We start from the raw sequence: 17,205 nt of genomic DNA, 5'->3' as shown, positions 1-17,205 counted from the left end.
GCCGCAAGGTTGACATTACGCCTGCCTTCGCGCCCCAAGCGGGGTGTTTGTCGATGAGAGACGCGAAATCATGAGTTCGAGACGCCTGGCTGATATGCTCGCCGACGCCATCGCGCTACGCGCTGCCGGCAAGCTCGTGGAGGCGACGGAAATCTTCCGAGACCTCGCCCAGGTCGAGCCGCGCAATGCTGATCTTCTTCTCAGCCTTGGCGTTGCGCTCAACCAGATCGGCGCGCTTGAAGAGGGCGAGCAGGTCCTGCGCCGGGCCCTTAGCCTGAAACCCGACCTGGCGCTCATCCGCCAGGCGTTGGCGGTGAACCTGATGGCGCAGGGACAATACACGGAAGGCTGGGCGCACTACGAATCGCGTCACGAGGTGCCGGCTCTGGCCTTGCCGAGCGCCACGGCTTTCCCGTTTCCGCAATGGAACGGCGAGGATCTGACCGGAAAGCGAATTGCGATCTTCCCTGAACAGGGTTTTGGCGACCACATCCAGTTCGCCCGGTTCGTGCCGCGCCTGCAGGCCGCAGGGGCCGAGGTAATCCTACTTACCCGAGCGGAACTGGTGACGCTTTTCAGCCACAGCTTTCCGGGCGCAAACGTCGTAGCCGCAGTGGGCGCGGTCGAGTTTCCGGATCCTGACTTCTGGGCGATGGCCGGCGGACTGGTGGGGCGTCTGGGCGTGACGCTGGAAACTCTTCCGGCCCAGCCCTATCTGCGCACACCCGCGAGCGGGCCGCCGCTTCCGCCGGGCTTCAAGATCGGCGTCCAGCTGCGTGGCAACCCTCACCACAGCAACGACGCCAACCGGTCGCTTCCGCCAGAGGCTGCGACCCAGCTACGCGCAAGCCTCCCGGGCCATGTGATGGGCCTGGATCCCGCCGAAACCGGCGCCCAGGATTTCGCTGAAACTGCGGCGATTATCGAGCAACTTGACCTGGTGATCACCGTCGATACCTCCGTCGCACACTTGGCGGGCGCGCTCGGCCGCCCGTGCTTCGTCCTGCTGCCGCATCTGGGGACGGACTGGCGCTGGTTGCGGGATCGCGACACATCGCCGTGGTATCCCAGCCTGCGCCTCTATCGGCGCGACCTGAGGGACGCCGACTGGACGGCGACGCTAGACCGGCTCGTCCGAGACGTTCGCACCCTGACCCACAACTAGCGGGTCACCTCCGTCCGGGCGCGCGGCGCATAGACCCGCTGCAGGCCCTCGGCCAAAGCGGCTCGCTCGTCCACCGACAAACTCGCCGCAAAGGTCGCAAGCGCCCCTTCGACATTCGTCCGCGCCTGACCATCAAGCACCCGGGCAGCGGCCAGATGCTGGCCGGCGAGGGCCGGATCATACGGCATGGCCTTGAACGCCTGCAGCGCGGCCTGCCGTTCGGCGCGGGCCTGCCTGATGATCGGCTGATTGCGTTGATTGGCCTCACGCAAGGTTCGCCTTAGCGTTTGGCGACTCTCCTGCGACAGTCGCTCGCCAGCGGTCCATAGCTGTGGCCGCGCCGGCGCTTCGCCCGGTGGGACAGCGACGGCGGCAGGCGGCTGTGGCGATTGCGATGGCGCCGGCCTGGGCTGAAGTGGCGCCTGTGCGACGTCGTCCATAGCAACTGTTGACGTGGCCGGCGTAGTCGATGTCAGCGCCGCAGCCCTTGAGGGTTGCCCCATGGGATCCGACGGAGCCTGACGCACCCACAGCACGCCAACGACACCGCCGACGAGGAACACGTTGAGCGCCGCCGAGATGATCAGGCCGATCAGCAGCGAACGAGACACGGTCATAGGGCGGCGGGCTCCTCGAGGGCCTCGGAAAGGTCTGTGGTAAAATCTGTAGCGATCACGCTCTGGCCCTGAGGCGCGCGCCCGTGATCAGCCTGACCGATCGCCACGCCGACTGCGACGCCCGCCAAAGCGGCAACGCCCAGGCCAAGCGCCGCCCCGGCGCCGGTCAGCCAGCGCTGCATGGCGCTTGCCGGCCGCGGAGCCGCCGCGATCAGCCGCCCCAGCAGGGCTGCATCGGCGGACTGGGCGGGCGCGAGGTCGAGCAGACGATCCAGTCGCGCCGCGTCGGCCAGCACCGCTTCCAGACGCACAGGTTCAGCGGCCAGCAGGGCGCGCGCGATCTCGCGCTCGGCTTCCGGCCAGCGGGCCACGTCGCCGCCATAGATTTCGGCCAGATCGGCGAAACGTTCGACGGTCATGGTCATGACGCCATCTCCTTCATCGCCCGGACCCCGCCAGGTCGGCTAGCGAGGCCTTGAGCGCCCGTCGGCCCCGTCCCAGCAAGCTTTCCAGCGCCTCGACGCTGATGGTCATCAGCGCGGCGGCTTCGATATTGCCCAAGCCCTGGTGATGGCACAGCACGATGGCTTCGCGCTGACGCGCGGGCAAGGCCGCCAGCGCCGCCTCGACCCGCCGCGATAGATCCGCACCCAGCAGGCCTGCGTCCGGCGCTGGACCCGTGTCCACCTGCTCCGGCGGCTCGGCCGTGACCACCTCGCGGCGGCGACGGAGGCGATCGTAGCAAAGGTTCAGCGCCACCCGGTGCAGCCAGGTATCGAACTTCGCTCCGCCCGGCCGCCAGGAGCGCGCCTGTTTCCAGGCCCTCACGAAGGTTTCCTGCGCCACGTCCTCGGCCTCGCAGGGGTCGTTCAGCATGCGGCGAGCCAGGGCGAGAACGCGCGGCAAGCGTCGGTCCAGCAGCTGGCGAACGGCGGCCGGGTCGCCCCGGCCGACCCCTGTCAGCAGCGCCTCGTCGGGATCGCTCCCCTCGGCCGCCAAACCTCACCTCGCCGCGCGTGAACACATCAATCAGATCCCGACCTTCGCCTTGTCGGCGCCGGCCTTCAACTCCGTCAGGCTCAGCGCACCATCATTGTCGGCGTCCATGCGTTTAAAGCGGCTGGCCAGAAGGCCATCCATCTCGCTGGGTGACAGGAAGCCGTCATTGTCGGCATCCACGCGCGCCCACATCCGCTCGGCGCCCTTCCCGGCCCGGCCCGCGTCGGCGGCCGGAGCATCAGGCCTGGGCTTGCGCATGGCCGAGAACTCTTCGCGCGACAGCTTGCCATCCTTGTTGCCGTCAAGATGAGCCATCATCTGGCCTCCGCGTCCGGTCTGGAATTCGGCGAGGGTGACCTTGCCGTCGGCATTGGCGTCCAGCGCGGCCGCGCCCTTCGGCGCCGCCAGGGCTTGGCCGGCGAGCAGCAGGATCGAACCGGCCGCGATCAGTGTGATTTTCAGCATGTGACTTGCGTCTCCAAGACGTCGAAAGCCCGTCCCCATGCCCATTGAACGTCAGGCTCGCGCTTTTCCGTCGCGGCGCATGATCGCCTCGAACGCCGCACGCGCCTCGACCTTGGCCTTGGCCAGCTTGGTCTTCAGCGAGCGGAATTCCCGGACATGCCCAGCCCGCGCCAGCAAGGCCCTGAAGGCCTTGGGCTCGCTCTCGGGATCACCGCCCTCCTCCAGCGCCACCTTGATCAGTTGCGAGAGGTCCTGCTCCAGCCGCCAGGCCGTCTCCAGGCAGGCCAAGGCCGCGTCATCGGCCAGACCCGCCGCCCTGAGCGCAACCAGCGCCTCGCCGGTATTCTGCGCCAAGGGGCCGCCATCGGCGGCGTGCCTGAGCTGCAGGAACTGGGCGACGAATTCGATATCCACCAGGCCGCCAGGCGTCAGTTTCAGGTCCCAGACGCCCTTGCCCGGACGCTCCTGCTCCATCAAGTCGCGCATCTCCAGCACGTCGGCGGCGGTCTTCACCGGATCGCGCGAGCGGCGCAGAGCGGCCTCGATGGCCGCCTCAGCGCGAGCCTGGAAGGCCGGCGAGCTGGCCCACATCACCCGGGCGCGGGTCAGGGCCAGCAGCTCCCAGGTCTCGGCCTCGCGGGCGTAGTAGTCCTCGAAGGCGGCGAAGCTGACGGCGACCGGCCCCTTTGTCCCCGAAGGCCGCAGCTTGAGGTCCACCTCATAGAGCGTGCCCTCCCCTGTCGGCGCCGACAGGGCCGACGTCAGGCGCTGGGTGAAGCGGGCGTAGAAGCTGTCGGCGCTCCAGCTCTTGATCGACGACATCGCCCCCCCTTGGGCGGCGGGATCATCGACCGCATAGAGCGTCATCAGGTCGAGGTCCGACTTGGCGGTCATCTCACGCGAACCAGCCTTGCCCAGGGCCACCACGGCGACCTCGCCGGGAAACGCGCCGCCGATGCGCACGGTCTCCGCTAGGGCGGCGGGCGCCAGACCCCCGACGATCAGGTCGCCCAGCCCCGCGAAGGCCGCGCCCACGTCGCTGGCCCCGGCGGTGCCACTCATCACCCGCACGCCGATCCGAAAGCTCTGATCACGGAAGAGGCGGCGGGCGGCGTTCATCGCGCCCTCGAAATCCTCGGGATCCCACGAAGCGATCTCGGGTACGGCCATGGGTCCAAAGAAGGCCGGGTCCAGCAGGGCGTCCAGCGCCGTCGGACGCCGCGCCAGGGTGGCCGCCAGGCGCGGGGCGAAGGCCATGACCTCGACAATCAGTTCGAACAGGCGGGGCTGGGCCAGGAACAGCGACTGGATCTGCACGCCCGAACTCAGCAACGCGAAGAAGTCCGCGAAGCGGTTGAAGGCGGTGTCCGGCGCGCCGGTTGAATTGGCGGCGTCCAGCAGGCGCGGCGCCAGCCGCGTGAACAGCTCGCGCCCCCGCTCGGTGCGGGTGGCGGCGATACGGCCATGGTGCCAGCTGCGAATGGTGGCGGCGACACGCTCAGGGCTGGAAAAGCCCATGCGCTTGAGGGTGGCAAGCGTCTCCGGATCGTCCTCGACCCCGGTGAAGACCAGGCTGCCAAAGCGCGAGGACAGCTCCTCCTCGCCGGCGAACAGGCGGCCATACCGCACGTTCACGCCCTTCAGGATCTTGCCGACGGTCGCATCAAAGCTGCGCAGGTTGTCGTGGTTCCAGAGCGCCGCGACCTTCTTCCGGTCGGTGTCGGATTCCGGCAGCTTGTGGGTCTGGTCATCGGCGATCATCTGGGCCCGATGCTCCAGCGCTCGCAGCTCCTGATAGGCCTTGGCCAGCCAGTCGGCGTCCTCGTGCGTGACGTGGCCGGCGTCGGCCAGGGTCCGCAAAGCGTCCAGCGTGCGCGGGCCGCGCAGGTCCGGTTGCCGCCCCCCCAGGATCAGCTGCTGAGTCTGGACGAAGAACTCGATCTCGCGAATGCCGCCGCGCCCCAGCTTGAGATCCGCGCCCTTGGCGGTCAGGCGGTCATCGACCTTGTAGGTGTGGATCTGGCGCTTGATCGAGTGGATGTCGGCGATGGCCGCGAAATCCAGGTTCCGTCGCCAGATGAACGGCTGCAGCCCGGCCAGGAAGGCCTCGCCTTCCTTCATGTCGCCGGCCGCGATCCGGGCCTTGATGTGGGCGGCGCGCTCCCAGTTCTGGCCGACGCTCTCGTAATAATCCATGGCCGCGTCGACGGGCATGGCTGGCGGGGTCGAGGACGGGTCGGGACGCAGGCGCAGGTCGATACGGAACACATAGCCGTCGGCCGTGCGTTCCTGCAGGATCCGCCCCAGATGGTTGGCGATGCGGACCGCCACGCCCTGCGGCTCGACCCCTTCGGCGACCGGCAGCTTTTCCGGCGCGTAAAAAATCGAGAAATCGATGTCGCTGGAATAGTTGAGCTCGAAGGCCCCGTGCTTGCCCATGGCGATGCAGAACAGGCCCGGCGCGGGTCCGGCCTCGGTGTCGCCCACATGGGTCAGGGCGCCGCGATCCGCCTCCAGCCGGACAGCCTGGGCCAGGGCGGCGCGCAGGGTGGCGTCGGCGAAGCGGGTCAGGGCGCCGGTGACGGCGTCCAGATCCCAGACGCCGCCCAGGTCGCACAGCGCGGTCAGCAGATGCAGGTCGGCCTTGAGTTCGCGCAGCACGCGGCGCGCAACCTCGAAGTCGGGTTCAGCGGCGACAGCGTCGGCGGCGGACAGGATTTCCGACAGCCGCACGTCCGGATCAGCCTCAAGGATCGACGGCAGGCGGCGGGCGTCGCGGCGGGCCAGGCCGGCCAGATAGGGTGAGGCGCCGAACACCGGGGCCAAGGCCGGCCAGGCGGCCTCGATGTTTGCCGAGGCGTCACCGACCCGCTTGAGGATCGCTTCATGGGCGCGCTCGGCGGCCTTGGGATCGGCGATGGGACCACATGGGGCGAGGCGTTCGAGCAGGCGAGTCATGGCGACACCGTGGCCCGCTGGCGCGACCTGGGCAAGACACACGCTTGACGCGCGATATTACAGTTGTAACCATTGCAGCGCTGAACCCGGCGGGACGGAACGGGTGGCGCATCGACGGGGAACGCGATGATGTTCGAACTGCTCGCCTTGGCGCTGACGCGGGTTCAGATCGCGGCGGCGGCCGGCGTTGTGCTGGTGCTGCTGCTCCGCCTTCCGGTCCGCCAGCTGTTTGGTCCCCGCCTCGCCTATGGGCTGTGGGCGATCGTGCCTGTCGCCGCCGCCGCAAGCGTCTTTCCCAGCCTCGCAGAGACCCTGGAAGTCGGCGCTCCGACCGCGCCCTTGGCGCCGGGTCTGGCGATGAAAGTTATGGCGGCGTGGCTCATCGGGGGCGCAGTCTTCGCCGGCTTCATGCTGTGGCAGGAGCACGCCTTCCGGCGCACGGCGGCCAAGGGCAAGGCCGGCCCCGCCGTGATGGGCTCCCTATGGCCCCGGATCATCCTGCCCCATGACTTCGAGGCGCGGTTCAACAGCCGCGAGCGCGACCTGATCCTGCTGCATGAACGCACGCATATCCGCCGGGGCGACCCTATCGCCAATCTGGCTATCGCCGGATGCAGGGTCCTGGGCTGGTGCAATCCTGTGGTTCATCTCGGCGCGGTGTTTGCCCGCATCGACCAGGAACTGGCGTGCGACGCCACGGTGCTGTCGCTGAAAAGCGACATCCGCGCCGACTACGCCAAGGCGCTGCTGAAAGTGTCGAGCTTTGGCGCCGCCTCGCCGCTGGCCTGCGGCTGGGGCACGCACCCCTTGATCCTGCGGGTCGCTTTCCTGAGTCGCCTCGAGCCCAGCCGCCGACGCGAGATCGCCGGCTTCATCGCCCTGACAGCCTTGGGTCTGGCGTCCTTCCTGGCGGTCTGGAGCATCGCCCCGCGCGGGATCGTCTATAGCGATCTGGCCCCGTCGATCGATATGAACCGGATGTACGCTGATCAGGCCGCCCGAGGCTTCGGCCGACCGTAGAGCGCCGCGATGGTGGCGATGGCCTCCTCGGCCTCGCTCCGGCTGGCGGTTTCATTGTCGTCGTCATAGCCCCAGGCCTCGGTCTGACCGACCTGCTGGACGACGATACCGTCACGCCGGGCCAGGATCGACACGCCCTTGTAGTAGAGGCCGTAATTGACCTCGGGCTGGGGGATCAGCCAGGCGATCTGGCCGCGCACGGGGATGAGGCTCTCGTCCTTCCACAGCGCCCGCGCGCCATAGCCGGTGCAATTGACCACCACCTTCTGCTTCAGCACCGCCAGATCGGCGGGGGTGTGGAAGGTCATGGTCTCGATCTTGCCCCCGGCCAGCAGATAGTCGGTCATCAGCAGGTGGGCGTATTCGGCGATGTTGAACTGCATCGACGTCCCGCGCCGCGCATAGGGCGTCGGGAAGGGGTGGCTGCCGGCCGACAGCTCCATCCCGCGCGGGGTAATGTCCCGCACACGCTCGATATACTCGACGAACTGTAAGCCTTTCGGATCATGCGGCGTTGCGCGCCCCGGTCCCGGCGGCGCGTCGAACAGGGTGTAGCGGTCAGTCCATTCCACTGGATTGCCCGCCATGCCCAGATAGGTCTGGTAGGCCTTGTAGGAGGTCCGGCACATCTCTTCCCACTGCGCCTCGAACCCCGGGCCGGTGGAGCCCACGGCGGCGATGCGGGAGTCGGGCGACCATGTGCCCGTGGCCCGGGCCGAGCGGGTGTCGGGCACATGGTCGCTGGCATAGATGGTGACATTGGCCCCGGCCCGCCGCAGCAGGGTGGCCGTGGTCAGGCCCAGGGCGCCGCAGCCGATCACGGCGATGTCGCGCTCGCCCGTCGACATGGCGTTCCTGGCCGCGATGGTTCCCGAACCCCACGACAGCGACCAGCCGCTGCCGCCATGGCCATAGTTGTGGACCACGGTCTTGTCGCCGACGGTCTCGACATCCAGACGCGGCCCGGCCTTGCGGAACGGGCGCAGGCAGACCGTGATCTTCGAGATGCGGTCCGGCTTCATCCGGATCGGCGCCAGGCGGGGCACGGCGTCGAAATCGCCCAGTCCCGCGACCAGGCCGGGACGGGCGATCTGGCCGGGCGCGCAGCCGGCCACGCCGAGCAGGCCCAGACCGCCAAGCCCGGCCAGGAAGCCGCGCCGGTTGCGTATCGCGTCGGTTTCGAAAGTCACGCCGGTCCTCGCGCCCGTGAATTGGAACGCCATTCTGGACCAGCGCCGTGCGCGGTTCGACCCCGAACCCACGCTCGTCCACAGTTACGGGGAAGTGCGCCGCCTAAACCGGCGCCCTGCCCGCTATTCGACCCGGGGCAGCACCAGGGCGACCCGCAGGCCAGGGCCCATGCCGTTGTACTCGCCCGGCCCCTCGGCCAGTTCCAGCCGGCCGCCGTGCGAGGCGGCAACAGCCTGAACCAGCGACAGGCCAAGGCCGGCGCCCGGCTCGCTGCGGCTGTTCTCCAGGCGCACGAAACGCTGGACGACGCGGGCGCGGTCTTCGTCGGGCACGCCGGGGCCGGTGTCGGTGATCGAGAATTCCAGCTCGCCGGACGAACGGCGGCGCGCCCGCAGCATGATCGCCCCGCCCGACGGGGTATATTTGATGGCGTTGTCGAGCAGGTTGGCCAGGGCCTGGGCGATGAACTCGCGATTGCCGCGGATGTTCAGGGCCGGGGTGATCTCGGCCTTGAAGTCCAGGCCCTTGTCCTCGCACGAGAACTCGTAGAGCTCGGCCATGTCGCGGGCCAGTTCCGAGGAGTCGAAGCTCTGCTGGTCGGGCGCCTGACCGGCGGCCTGCAGGCGAGCGATGGCCAGCACCGCGTTGAAGGTCTTGAGCACGCCATCGGCGTCCTGCAGAGCGGTTTCCAGCGCCGCGACCGGATCACCCTTGCCGTTCTCGGCGTCGATCAGGGCCACTTCCATACGGGCGCGCAAACGGGTCAGGGGCGAGCGCAGGTCGTGGGCGATGGCGTCGCCGGCGTGGCGCAGGCCGCCCATCAGTCGCTCGATGCGATCGAGCATGTCGTTGAGGCCCTCGGCCAGCTCGTCATACTCGTCGCGCGCGCCGCGCACCTTGGCGCGGGCGTGCAGGTCGCCGGCCTGCACGGCGGCGACCAGGTCGACCAGCCCCTGCATGCTGCGCGACACGTTGCGGCTGATCAGGACACCGCCGGCCAGACCCAGGATGATCACCAGCGCCCCGGCGCCCCACAGCGCCCGGACGATCTTGCGGACATAGCCTTCCGACGCCGCCACGTCGGCGCCGACGAACAGCACCTCGCCGCCGGTCAGGCGCTCCTGCACGCCACGGGCGGCGTTGCGCACCTCGGCGCCGTCGAGATCGACCTCGGTGACCTTGAAGCTGGACCAGCTGGGGCCGTCGCCCTCGAAGTCATCCAGCGGTGAGGCTTCGATCGAGCCGGAAATCCGCTTGCCGGTCTTGTCGGCCAGAAAATACAGGAACGGCCGCTCGCCGGTGGCGCGCTCGACGATGGTCTGGTTCAGGGCGTTGACGCCGCCCTGGCGATAGGCGGCCTCGAGGCTCTCCATCTCGCGGCTGATCTCGGCGTCGGCGCGGCGGTTCACCTCGCCGGCCGTGGCCACATAGATATAGCCCAGGAACGCGCTGGCGGCCGCCGCGAACAGGGCCAGGAACAGCAGGGTCAGCCGGAACGGCGTGGTGCGGAGAAGGCGCGGCAGACGCATGACGGGTCTCGGCGGCGGACCGCCCTATCTCCTAGGGATCGAGCCGGTAACCCGCGCCGCGCACGGTCTGCAGCATGGGGCGGTCGAAGCCCTTGTCGATCTTGCTGCGCAGGCGCGAGATATGCACGTCGATGACGTTGGTCTGCGGGTCGAAGTGGTATTCCCACACCTTCTCCAGCAGCATGGTGCGCGTCACCGACTGGCCGGCGTGGCGCATCATGAATTCCAGCAGCTGGAACTCGCGGGGCTGGAGATCGATCTCCTTGCCGGCGCGATGGACGGTGCGGTTGATCAGGTTCATTTCCAGCTCGCCCACCTTCAGGGTGGTGGCCACGGCGCCGGTCTCGCGACGACGCGACAGGGCTTCAACCCGGGCCATCAGCTCGGCAAAAGCGTAGGGCTTGACCAGATAGTCATCGGCGCCGGCCTTCAGGCCCACCACGCGGTCGCTGACCTCGCCCAGGGCTGACAGAAACAGCACCGGCGTATTGTCGCCTTCGCGGCGCAGGGTCTCGACGACCTCGACGCCATCCTTCTTGGGCATCATGCGGTCGACGATCAGGACGTCGAAGCCGCCCTTGCCGGCTTCCTTCAGGCCCGCTTCGCCATCGGGCGCGTGGACGCAGTCATAGCCAGCCTCGGTGAGACCGTGGGCCATCGCGCCCGCCGCCTCGATATCGTCTTCGATGATCAGAATACGCATCAGCCAGTCCCTCATGCGCCCACGAACGGAAAACTGACGTTCTCCCGATTCGACCCTCGGACGCGATCCTTGGCGATGGATACCGGTTTTGGGACGGTCCGTCCCTTAAACCTTGGACAGACAAAAGTCGTCCCGCCCGCACTGCCAGGCAGGCGTTACAGGCGCAAAGGTCTTTCAGGGCGGCTTCGTTAAGGATGGGGCTATTGCGGTTGGCGACAGTGACCAGACCCTTGTCGTTGATCCCACCGCCACCGACGCAAGAGGGCGAGCCGGACGCGATGGCGCTTGGCCACCGAGATTGCTACACAGCGCCCTCGTCAAGGAGCCCCCGACACCATGGCCCGCAAACTCTCCGGCAAGGTTGTCGCCGACGTCACCGCCCTGGCCGACAAGGCCTGGTTCGACGCCAGGCCTGAGCGCGACTTCATGCTGCGCGATCCGGCGCCGCTGGAGTTCAAGGATCCACTCGGTGAAGCGGGCGAAGGCTTCAGCTGGCGGGTGCTGGTGGTTCGGCTGGATGGCGGCTCGCGCCTGCGCCTGCCGATCTCGCTGGCCTGGGACCTGCACAACGACCACGCCAAGGAGCAGCACCTGGCCGTGATCTTCGAACAGGTCGCGCCGGAACAGGCCAAGGTCCTGCGCGCGAAGGCCGTCGCCAAGACGGCGCGCGCCTAGTTGGCCGAGCCGCGCCTGCGCGCTGGCGCGTGCAAATCGATGGCCCGTAGAAAAGTCTCGCACCTGCCGTCATGCGCACCGACCAAGCTTGATGAAATTTCGGCTCAGCCGTGCAAAATATTCCAGGCCGATTTTATTTTCCCAGAACTCCAAGACCGTTCCGAATTTTCTTCCATTTTACAGACGTTGCGCCCCCGATATTTTTCGAGTATGGTGTGCATATTAAATGACGATTTGGTTCGATTGCTCTCCAACGCTTTATCTCAGGATCGAGCTTCGAGCCCATCACGATCCTCTCCGAAAATTTGATCACGCGGCTCACATTCGAGCCGCGCGGCCCTATTCACCTGAAAGGTGACCATCATGACGACCGGTACCGTGAAGTGGTTTAACTCCACCAAGGGCTTTGGCTTCATTCAACCTGACGACGGCGGCGCGGACGTGTTCGTGCACATCTCGGCGGTCGAGCGTTCGACCCTGGGTTCGCTGAACGAAGGCCAAAAGCTGTCCTACGAACTCGAGCGCGATCAGCGCAGCGGCAAGATGTCGGCCGGCCAGCTTCAAGCTGCCTAAGCCTAATCGGAGCGCGGGTTCGTCCCGCGCTCCAGCCTGGCTTCCTGACGATCAACCTCGAATGACACACGGGGTTCTCCCCCTTCACAATTCGAGGCCTCATGAACGAAACTCTGCGCACCAACTTCTCCACCAGACTCCAGACCGCCGCCGACGCCAAGAAGGCGCTGCTTGAGAAGTTCAAGCCCAAGCCCGCCGTCGTCGATCCGAACTTCGAGAGCCGCGAAGCCGTAAAGGCCGCCGAACTGAAGCAAGTTCGCGCTGATCGCGCCGAAGAACGCGCCGCCGCCCGCCAGATCGTGGCCGACAAGATCCAGGCCGCCGAACAAGCCATCGCCGACAGCGCCGCCGCCGTACTCAGCCTCAAGCGTGGCGCCACCAAGGAACGCAAGGCTCTGTCCAGCGCCGAGGCCAAGGCCAAGCGCGACAGCAAGTATGCCGCCCGAAAGGCGCGCAACTAGCTCACAGCTCAAAACAAGCATGATGAAGGCCGGGTCATTCCGGCCTTTTTACGATCAACATTTGACAGCGTTGTCAGACCTGCGAACTTCTGTAGTGCGCCGCTACGGCCCCGGCCGGATGGACATCAAAGAGCTCCGCTTTGCAGGGGCCGCTACGGGAGACCAGGAATGTCGGCAATCGCCACAGGACCCAACCGCCGCGCTCTGCTGGCCGGGGTCACCGCCCTCGCCTTCGCCGGCGCGGCCCGCGCCTCGAGCGCGCCTCTTTCCCGGCACTCAATCCTGATCAAGACGCTCATCGCCCAGATGACTCTGGACGAGAAGATTGGCCAGCTGAACCAGGCGCCCGGTGGGCGGCAAAGGGCGCTGAACTCCAGGATCGATGCGGCCCAGCTGGACCTGGTGCGCAGAGGCGGCATCGGCTCCTACCTTCATGTGGCCGGCGCAGACTTCCTGCGCGAACTTCAGCGGGTGGCGGTCGAGGAAAGCCCGCTGAAGATCCCGCTGCTGTTCGGCATCGATGTGATCCACGGCTTCCGCACCATCTTCCCCGTGCCGCTGGGCATGGCCGCGACCTTCGACCCCGACATCGTCAAGGCCTGCTCGCGGGTGGCGGCCATCGAGACCTCGGTCAGCGGCCTGCACTGGACCTTCACCCCGATGGTCGACATCGCCCGCGACCCGCGCTGGGGCCGCATCGTCGAGGGCGCGGGCGAGGATCCCTATCTGGGCTCGCGCATGGCCGAGGCCCAGATCCTGGGCCTTCAGACCGACGACCTCTCGGGCCGGGACGCGATCCTGGCCTGCGCCAAGCACTTCGGGGCCTATGGCGCGGCCATCGGCGGCCGCGACTATGACAGCGCCGATATCTCTGAGCGTACGCTGCAGGAAGTCTACATGCCGTCCTTCTTCGCCTCGGCGCGGGCCGGCGCCGGCAGTTTCATGACCGCCTTCAACGACATCGCCGGCGTGCCCACCACCGCCAACCAGGCCCTGGTGCGCGGCCAGCTGCGCGACCAGTGGGGCTATCAGGGCCTGGTGGTCAGTGACTGGAACGCCATCCTGGAACTGATCAATCATGGGATCGCCGAAACCCCGACCCAGGCAGCCGCCCTGGCCCTCAAGGCCGGTGTCGACATGGACATGGCCAGCGGCGTCTATGCCGGCCATCTGAAGGAAGCGGTCGCCGCCGATCCCTCGCTGACGCCCTATCTGGACCAGGCCGTCGGCCGGGTGCTGGCGACCAAGGCGCGACTGGGCCTGTTCGACGACCCCTTCCGCTTCGGCGACGCGGCTCGGGAGAAGACCGAGCTCAACTCTCCCGCCCACCGGACCATCGCCGGCGAGGCGGCGCGCAAGGCGATCGTGCTGCTGAAAAACGAGGGCGGCCTGCTGCCCCTGTCACCGGCGGGCCAGCGCATCGCGGTGATCGGGGCCTTGGCCGACGACGCCTCCTCGGCCCTAGGCTCTTGGCGCGCACGGGGACAGGTCGGCGACGTGAAGACCCTGCTGACCGCCCTGCGCGAGCAGTCCGGCGCGACCCTCGACTACCAGCCCGGCGCCGCGCCGCGCGGGGACGACGCCTCGGGCATTCCCGCCGCCGTCGCGGCCGCAAAGGCCGCTGACGTCGTACTGCTGGTGATCGGCGAGGACTATGACCATAGCGCCGAGGCTCGCAGCCGCTCTGAGATCACCCTGCCCGGCGTGCAGTCGCAACTGGCCCAGGCCGTGCTGGCGACCGGCAAGCCCGTCGTGGTGGTGCTGATGAACGGCCGCCCTCTCGCCCTGGCCGATATCCTGGGCAAGGCCGGCGCCGCGCTGGAAACCTGGTTCCTGGGTGTCGAAAGCGGCCCCGCCATCGTCGACATCCTGATGGGAAAGGTCTCACCTGCCGGCCGCCTGCCCGCTGGCCTGCCGCGCAACGCCGGGACCAGCCCGACCTTCTACGCCCATACGCCCTCGGGCCGCCCGGCCGATCCGGACCTGGCCAAGGACAGCGCCCGCTACCACGATGTGGCGATCGGACCGCTCTACCCGTTTGGCCACGGGCTCAGCTATGCCAGCTTCGCCTATGCGGACCTTGCCATCGACAAGCCCAGCATCGGGCCGGACCAGTCCGCCGCCATCAGTCTGTCGGTGACCAATACCGGCAAGATCGCCGCCGACGAGGTGGTGCAGCTCTACATGCGCGACCCGGTCGCCTCGGTCGCCCGGCCCGTCAAGGAACTGCGCGGCTTTGTGCGCCTGACCCTGAAGCCCGGGGAGACCCGCAAGGTCACCTTCCATCTGCATGCCACGCAGACCGCCCTCTGGAAGACCGCCGACCAATGGCGCGTCGAGGCCGGGCGCATTGATGTGCTGGTCGGCGCGTCCTCTGAAGACATCCGCCTGAAGGGAAGCTTCACCATCACCGGCTCGGCCATCGCAATGGAGCCCGCCGCGTCGCTGCTCACCCGGGTGTCGGTGGGATGATGGAAGAGCCTGCGCTACCGTCGCTGATCGCCGCCGATGCTGCGCGGAAGGCAGCCAACCCCTGCGCGCAACACCTTTCCAGCTCGCCTCGGCTCAACCCCCGAACAAAAGCGGCTCGACCCGACTGTAAACCATTGTAAAATCCTTGCTTGGCCTAGCGCGACGCAAGGGCGAACAAGGTATTCCCAATGGGCGGACGATCATCTGGATCCCCCCCACCGGACAGACGGACGACCGCCGCGCGCCCCGCCTCGAGCGGGGCGCGCGAATTATTCCTCCACAAGTGAGCGCATGAAAGTCGCACTTCTCGACGACGACGAGAGTCACAATGCGCTGGTCGCCGGCTTGCTGGGACCGGCCGGGTACGACTGCGTCAGCTTTACCCATCCCGAGCGGCTGCTGGCCGAATTGCGCCGCCAGACCTTCGATCTGCTGATCATCGACTGGAACATGCCCGATCTGTCCGGCATCGAGACCCTGCGCCGCCTCGACGAGATGCTGAGCACGCCGCCGCCCGTGCTGCTGCTGACCAGCCGTTCGATCGAAGCCGATCTGGTTGAGGGCCTGAACGCCGGCGCTGACGACTATATCGTCAAGCCGTTGCAGCCGCAGGTGCTGCTGGCGCGGGTCAACGCCCTGGCGCGTCGGGTCTATCGCCCCTCGACCACCCAGCAGGTCGAGCAGCACGGCCCCTATCGCATGGACCCCGGCGCCCACACGGCCAGTTGGGAGGACCATGTCGAGGCCCTGACGCCCAAGGAATTCCAGCTGGCGACGATCCTCTTCAACAACCTGGCCCGGCCCCTCTCGCGCGAGTATCTGCTGCGCCGGGTCTGGGGCCAGCGTCCGGATCTGGAGACCCGCACCCTGGATGCCCATGTCTCGCGATTGCGCTCAAAGCTGCAGCTTCGTCCCGCCAACGGCTTTCGCCTGACGACGGTTTATGGTTTCGGTTATCGTCTGGAGGCCTGTGACCCACAGGGCTGCCGTGAAGCGGACGCCGAAGCCGGAGCGACCCAAGCATGACGTCCAAGCGCGACCTAACTCTTCTCGCTGCCGGCCCCTTCGCATCCATCCTGGGCCTGACCACCGCTACTGCGGCTTTCGCAGCGCCGCCGATCGATACGCCCGTGGCCTATGTGATCAGGCCAGGCGACACCTTGATCGGCCTGGCGGCCGCGTATCTGAACAAGCCCGGCGACTATCTGGAGGTGCAACGCGCCAACCAGATCGCCCGGCCGCGCGCCCTCCGAATAGGCTCGACGCTGAAAATCGATCCAAGGTTGCTGAAGAGCACGCCCATCGACGCGCGGCTCAGCGCTGTGAGCGGCGCTGTGGATCTTGAGACCAACGGCGCCCGCGCCCCGGCCCGCGCCGGCATGGTGCTGGTCGAGGGCCAGCGCCTGATCACGGGCCCCGGCGGCTTCGCCACCTTCGAGATGGCCGATGACTCGCGCGTCACCCTGCCCTCGAACACCAGCCTGCGTATCGATCGCATGCGCCAGACCATTCTCAACAATGCGCCCCAGCGTGTCTTCCAGATGGACCGGGGCCGCGGGACGATCTCGGCCACGCCCAATCCCAATCCGAGCGGACGTTTCGAGGTGCGCACCCCGGTCTCGATCTCGGCGGTGCGCGGCACCGAGTTCCGCGTCGGCCAGGACCCGACGGGCGCCAAGGCCCAGACCGAGGTGTTGAAAGGCGCGGTCGGCGTCGACCTGGCCTCGGCCTCGACCGAAAGCCCCCCCGTGCCCGCCGGCTTCGGCGTCAGCGCTACGCCGGCCGGCGTCAGCGCGCCGATCGCCCTGCTGCCCGCCCCCAAGCTGGGCGAAGGCGGCCAGCGCCAGGGCGACAAGATCGTCCGCTTCGCCGTCGAGCCCGTGCAGGGCGCGGCAACCTATCGCCTGGCCCTGTCGCGCGACGCCGGCTTTGTCGAGGTCTTCGCCGAGGCCGACACGCAAGCCCCCGCCGCCGAGTTCGGCGAGATCGCCAACGGCACCTATTTCGTCCGCCTGACCGCTCTGGATACCGGCGGCCTTGAGGGGCTGCCCGCTGACTACAGCTTCGACCGTGATCTGGACGTGCTCGAGCCGGGAGCGCCGCCCAGCGCCCAGGCCTCGGGCAAGCACCGCAACTTCCTGTTCCGCTGGAGCGCGGCGGGCGATGGCGTGCGTGTTTACCGGTTCCAGCTCTTCACGGGCGCCGACGCGACCTCGCCAATCATCGACCAGCCGGGCCTGTCCGAACCGCAACTGACTCTCACCGATCTGCCGCCCGGAACCTATGGCTGGCGGGTCAGCGCGGTGCGCTTCAAGGGCGGGACTTTCGCCGAAAAAGTCGGGCCGATGCAGACGCTGCAGATCGGTCGCTAGATCTT

16 protein-coding genes are annotated in these 17,205 nt (G+C 67.7%); 8 read left to right on the top strand and 8 right to left on the bottom strand.

Translation table 11 applies throughout. From position 1 onward, the window contains the following. Positions 1-94: 94 nt before the first annotated feature. Positions 95-1,165, top strand: coding sequence for a tetratricopeptide repeat protein (locus ACN2C7_RS06015; RefSeq protein ID WP_419320486.1), 1,071 nt, complete (start codon positions 95-97; stop codon positions 1,163-1,165). Here ACN2C7_RS06015 and ACN2C7_RS06010 read toward each other — a convergent pair. From ACN2C7_RS06010 to ACN2C7_RS05990, 5 genes are read right to left on the bottom strand one after another with little or no spacing between them, the layout of a single operon-like run. Beyond that, complete coding sequence (locus ACN2C7_RS06010; protein WP_419320484.1) at positions 1,162-1,782, bottom strand: periplasmic heavy metal sensor; 621 nt, start codon at positions 1,780-1,782, stop codon at positions 1,162-1,164. The genes ACN2C7_RS06015 and ACN2C7_RS06010 overlap by 4 nt on opposite strands. Beyond that, positions 1,779-2,207 carry a hypothetical protein gene (locus tag ACN2C7_RS06005; protein ID WP_419320483.1) on the bottom strand — a complete coding sequence of 143 codons (429 nt, stop codon included), beginning with the start codon at positions 2,205-2,207 and terminating at the stop codon, positions 1,779-1,781. The genes ACN2C7_RS06010 and ACN2C7_RS06005 overlap by 4 nt, the downstream gene beginning before the upstream one ends. Positions 2,208-2,220: 13 nt before the next feature. Further along, entirely contained in the window at positions 2,221-2,781 is a 561-nt protein-coding gene (locus ACN2C7_RS06000; RefSeq protein ID WP_419320482.1) for an RNA polymerase sigma factor, read from the bottom strand. Positions 2,782-2,811: 30 nt separating this feature from the next. Further along, positions 2,812-3,246, bottom strand: coding sequence for an EF-hand domain-containing protein (locus ACN2C7_RS05995; protein WP_419320481.1), 435 nt, complete (start codon positions 3,244-3,246; stop codon positions 2,812-2,814). A gap of 51 nt (positions 3,247-3,297) precedes the next feature. Continuing rightward, positions 3,298-6,204, bottom strand: coding sequence for a bifunctional [glutamine synthetase] adenylyltransferase/[glutamine synthetase]-adenylyl-L-tyrosine phosphorylase (locus ACN2C7_RS05990; RefSeq protein WP_419320479.1), 2,907 nt, complete (start codon positions 6,202-6,204; stop codon positions 3,298-3,300). Positions 6,205-6,333: 129 nt separating this feature from the next. On the opposite strand from ACN2C7_RS05990, the gene ACN2C7_RS05985 reads away from it, so the two are divergent. Further along, positions 6,334-7,224 carry a M56 family metallopeptidase gene (locus ACN2C7_RS05985; protein WP_419320477.1) on the top strand — a complete coding sequence of 297 codons (891 nt, stop codon included), beginning with the start codon at positions 6,334-6,336 and terminating at the stop codon, positions 7,222-7,224. On the opposite strand, the gene ACN2C7_RS05980 is transcribed toward ACN2C7_RS05985, so the two are convergent. From ACN2C7_RS05980 to ACN2C7_RS05970, 3 genes are all read right to left on the bottom strand, one after another. Beyond that, positions 7,194-8,414, bottom strand: a complete 1,221-nt coding sequence (locus ACN2C7_RS05980; RefSeq protein ID WP_419320475.1) for an FAD-dependent oxidoreductase — start codon at positions 8,412-8,414, stop codon at positions 7,194-7,196. The two genes, ACN2C7_RS05985 and ACN2C7_RS05980, sit on opposite strands and share 31 nt — an antisense overlap. A gap of 123 nt (positions 8,415-8,537) precedes the next feature. Then, positions 8,538-9,944 (bottom strand): sensor histidine kinase, encoded by a 1,407-nt coding sequence (locus ACN2C7_RS05975; protein WP_419320473.1) that lies wholly within the window; start codon positions 9,942-9,944, stop codon positions 8,538-8,540. 31 nt (positions 9,945-9,975) lie between these two features. Continuing rightward, positions 9,976-10,647 (bottom strand): response regulator transcription factor, encoded by a 672-nt coding sequence (locus tag ACN2C7_RS05970; RefSeq protein ID WP_419320471.1) that lies wholly within the window; start codon positions 10,645-10,647, stop codon positions 9,976-9,978. Positions 10,648-10,983: 336 nt separating this feature from the next. Here ACN2C7_RS05970 and ACN2C7_RS05965 point away from each other — a divergent pair, with 336 nt between their 5' ends. The 6 genes from ACN2C7_RS05965 to ACN2C7_RS05940 all read left to right on the top strand — a co-directional run bounded on the left by ACN2C7_RS05965 (position 10,984) and on the right by ACN2C7_RS05940 (position 17,200). Then, a complete protein-coding gene (locus ACN2C7_RS05965; RefSeq protein ID WP_419320470.1) occupies positions 10,984-11,322 on the top strand; it encodes a hypothetical protein in 339 nt (112 codons plus the stop codon). A 363-nt stretch (positions 11,323-11,685) separates the two neighbouring features. Next, entirely contained in the window at positions 11,686-11,895 is a 210-nt protein-coding gene (locus tag ACN2C7_RS05960; protein WP_062148160.1) for a cold-shock protein, read from the top strand. 101 nt (positions 11,896-11,996) lie between these two features. Continuing rightward, positions 11,997-12,356, top strand: a complete 360-nt coding sequence (locus ACN2C7_RS05955; protein ID WP_419320469.1) for a DUF6481 family protein — start codon at positions 11,997-11,999, stop codon at positions 12,354-12,356. Positions 12,357-12,524: 168 nt separating this feature from the next. After that, on the top strand, positions 12,525-14,828 hold the full coding sequence (locus ACN2C7_RS05950; RefSeq protein WP_419320468.1) for a glycoside hydrolase family 3 N-terminal domain-containing protein: 2,304 nt from the start codon (positions 12,525-12,527) through the stop codon (positions 14,826-14,828). Between the two features lie 291 nt (positions 14,829-15,119). Further along, a complete protein-coding gene (locus ACN2C7_RS05945; RefSeq protein WP_419320467.1) occupies positions 15,120-15,854 on the top strand; it encodes a response regulator transcription factor in 735 nt (244 codons plus the stop codon). Then, the gene (locus tag ACN2C7_RS05940) at positions 15,851-17,200 is read left to right on the top strand and encodes a FecR domain-containing protein (protein ID WP_419320466.1); all 1,350 of its coding nucleotides are present in this window, start codon (positions 15,851-15,853) and stop codon (positions 17,198-17,200) included. The genes ACN2C7_RS05945 and ACN2C7_RS05940 overlap by 4 nt, the downstream gene beginning before the upstream one ends. Positions 17,201-17,205 lie beyond the last annotated feature (5 nt).

This window comes from Caulobacter sp. ErkDOM-E, from assembly GCF_048541895.1.
Taxonomy (GTDB): domain Bacteria; phylum Pseudomonadota; class Alphaproteobacteria; order Caulobacterales; family Caulobacteraceae; genus Caulobacter.
The sequence above is the reverse complement of the archived record's forward strand: the minus strand, read 5'-3'. Positions and strand labels throughout refer to the sequence as shown.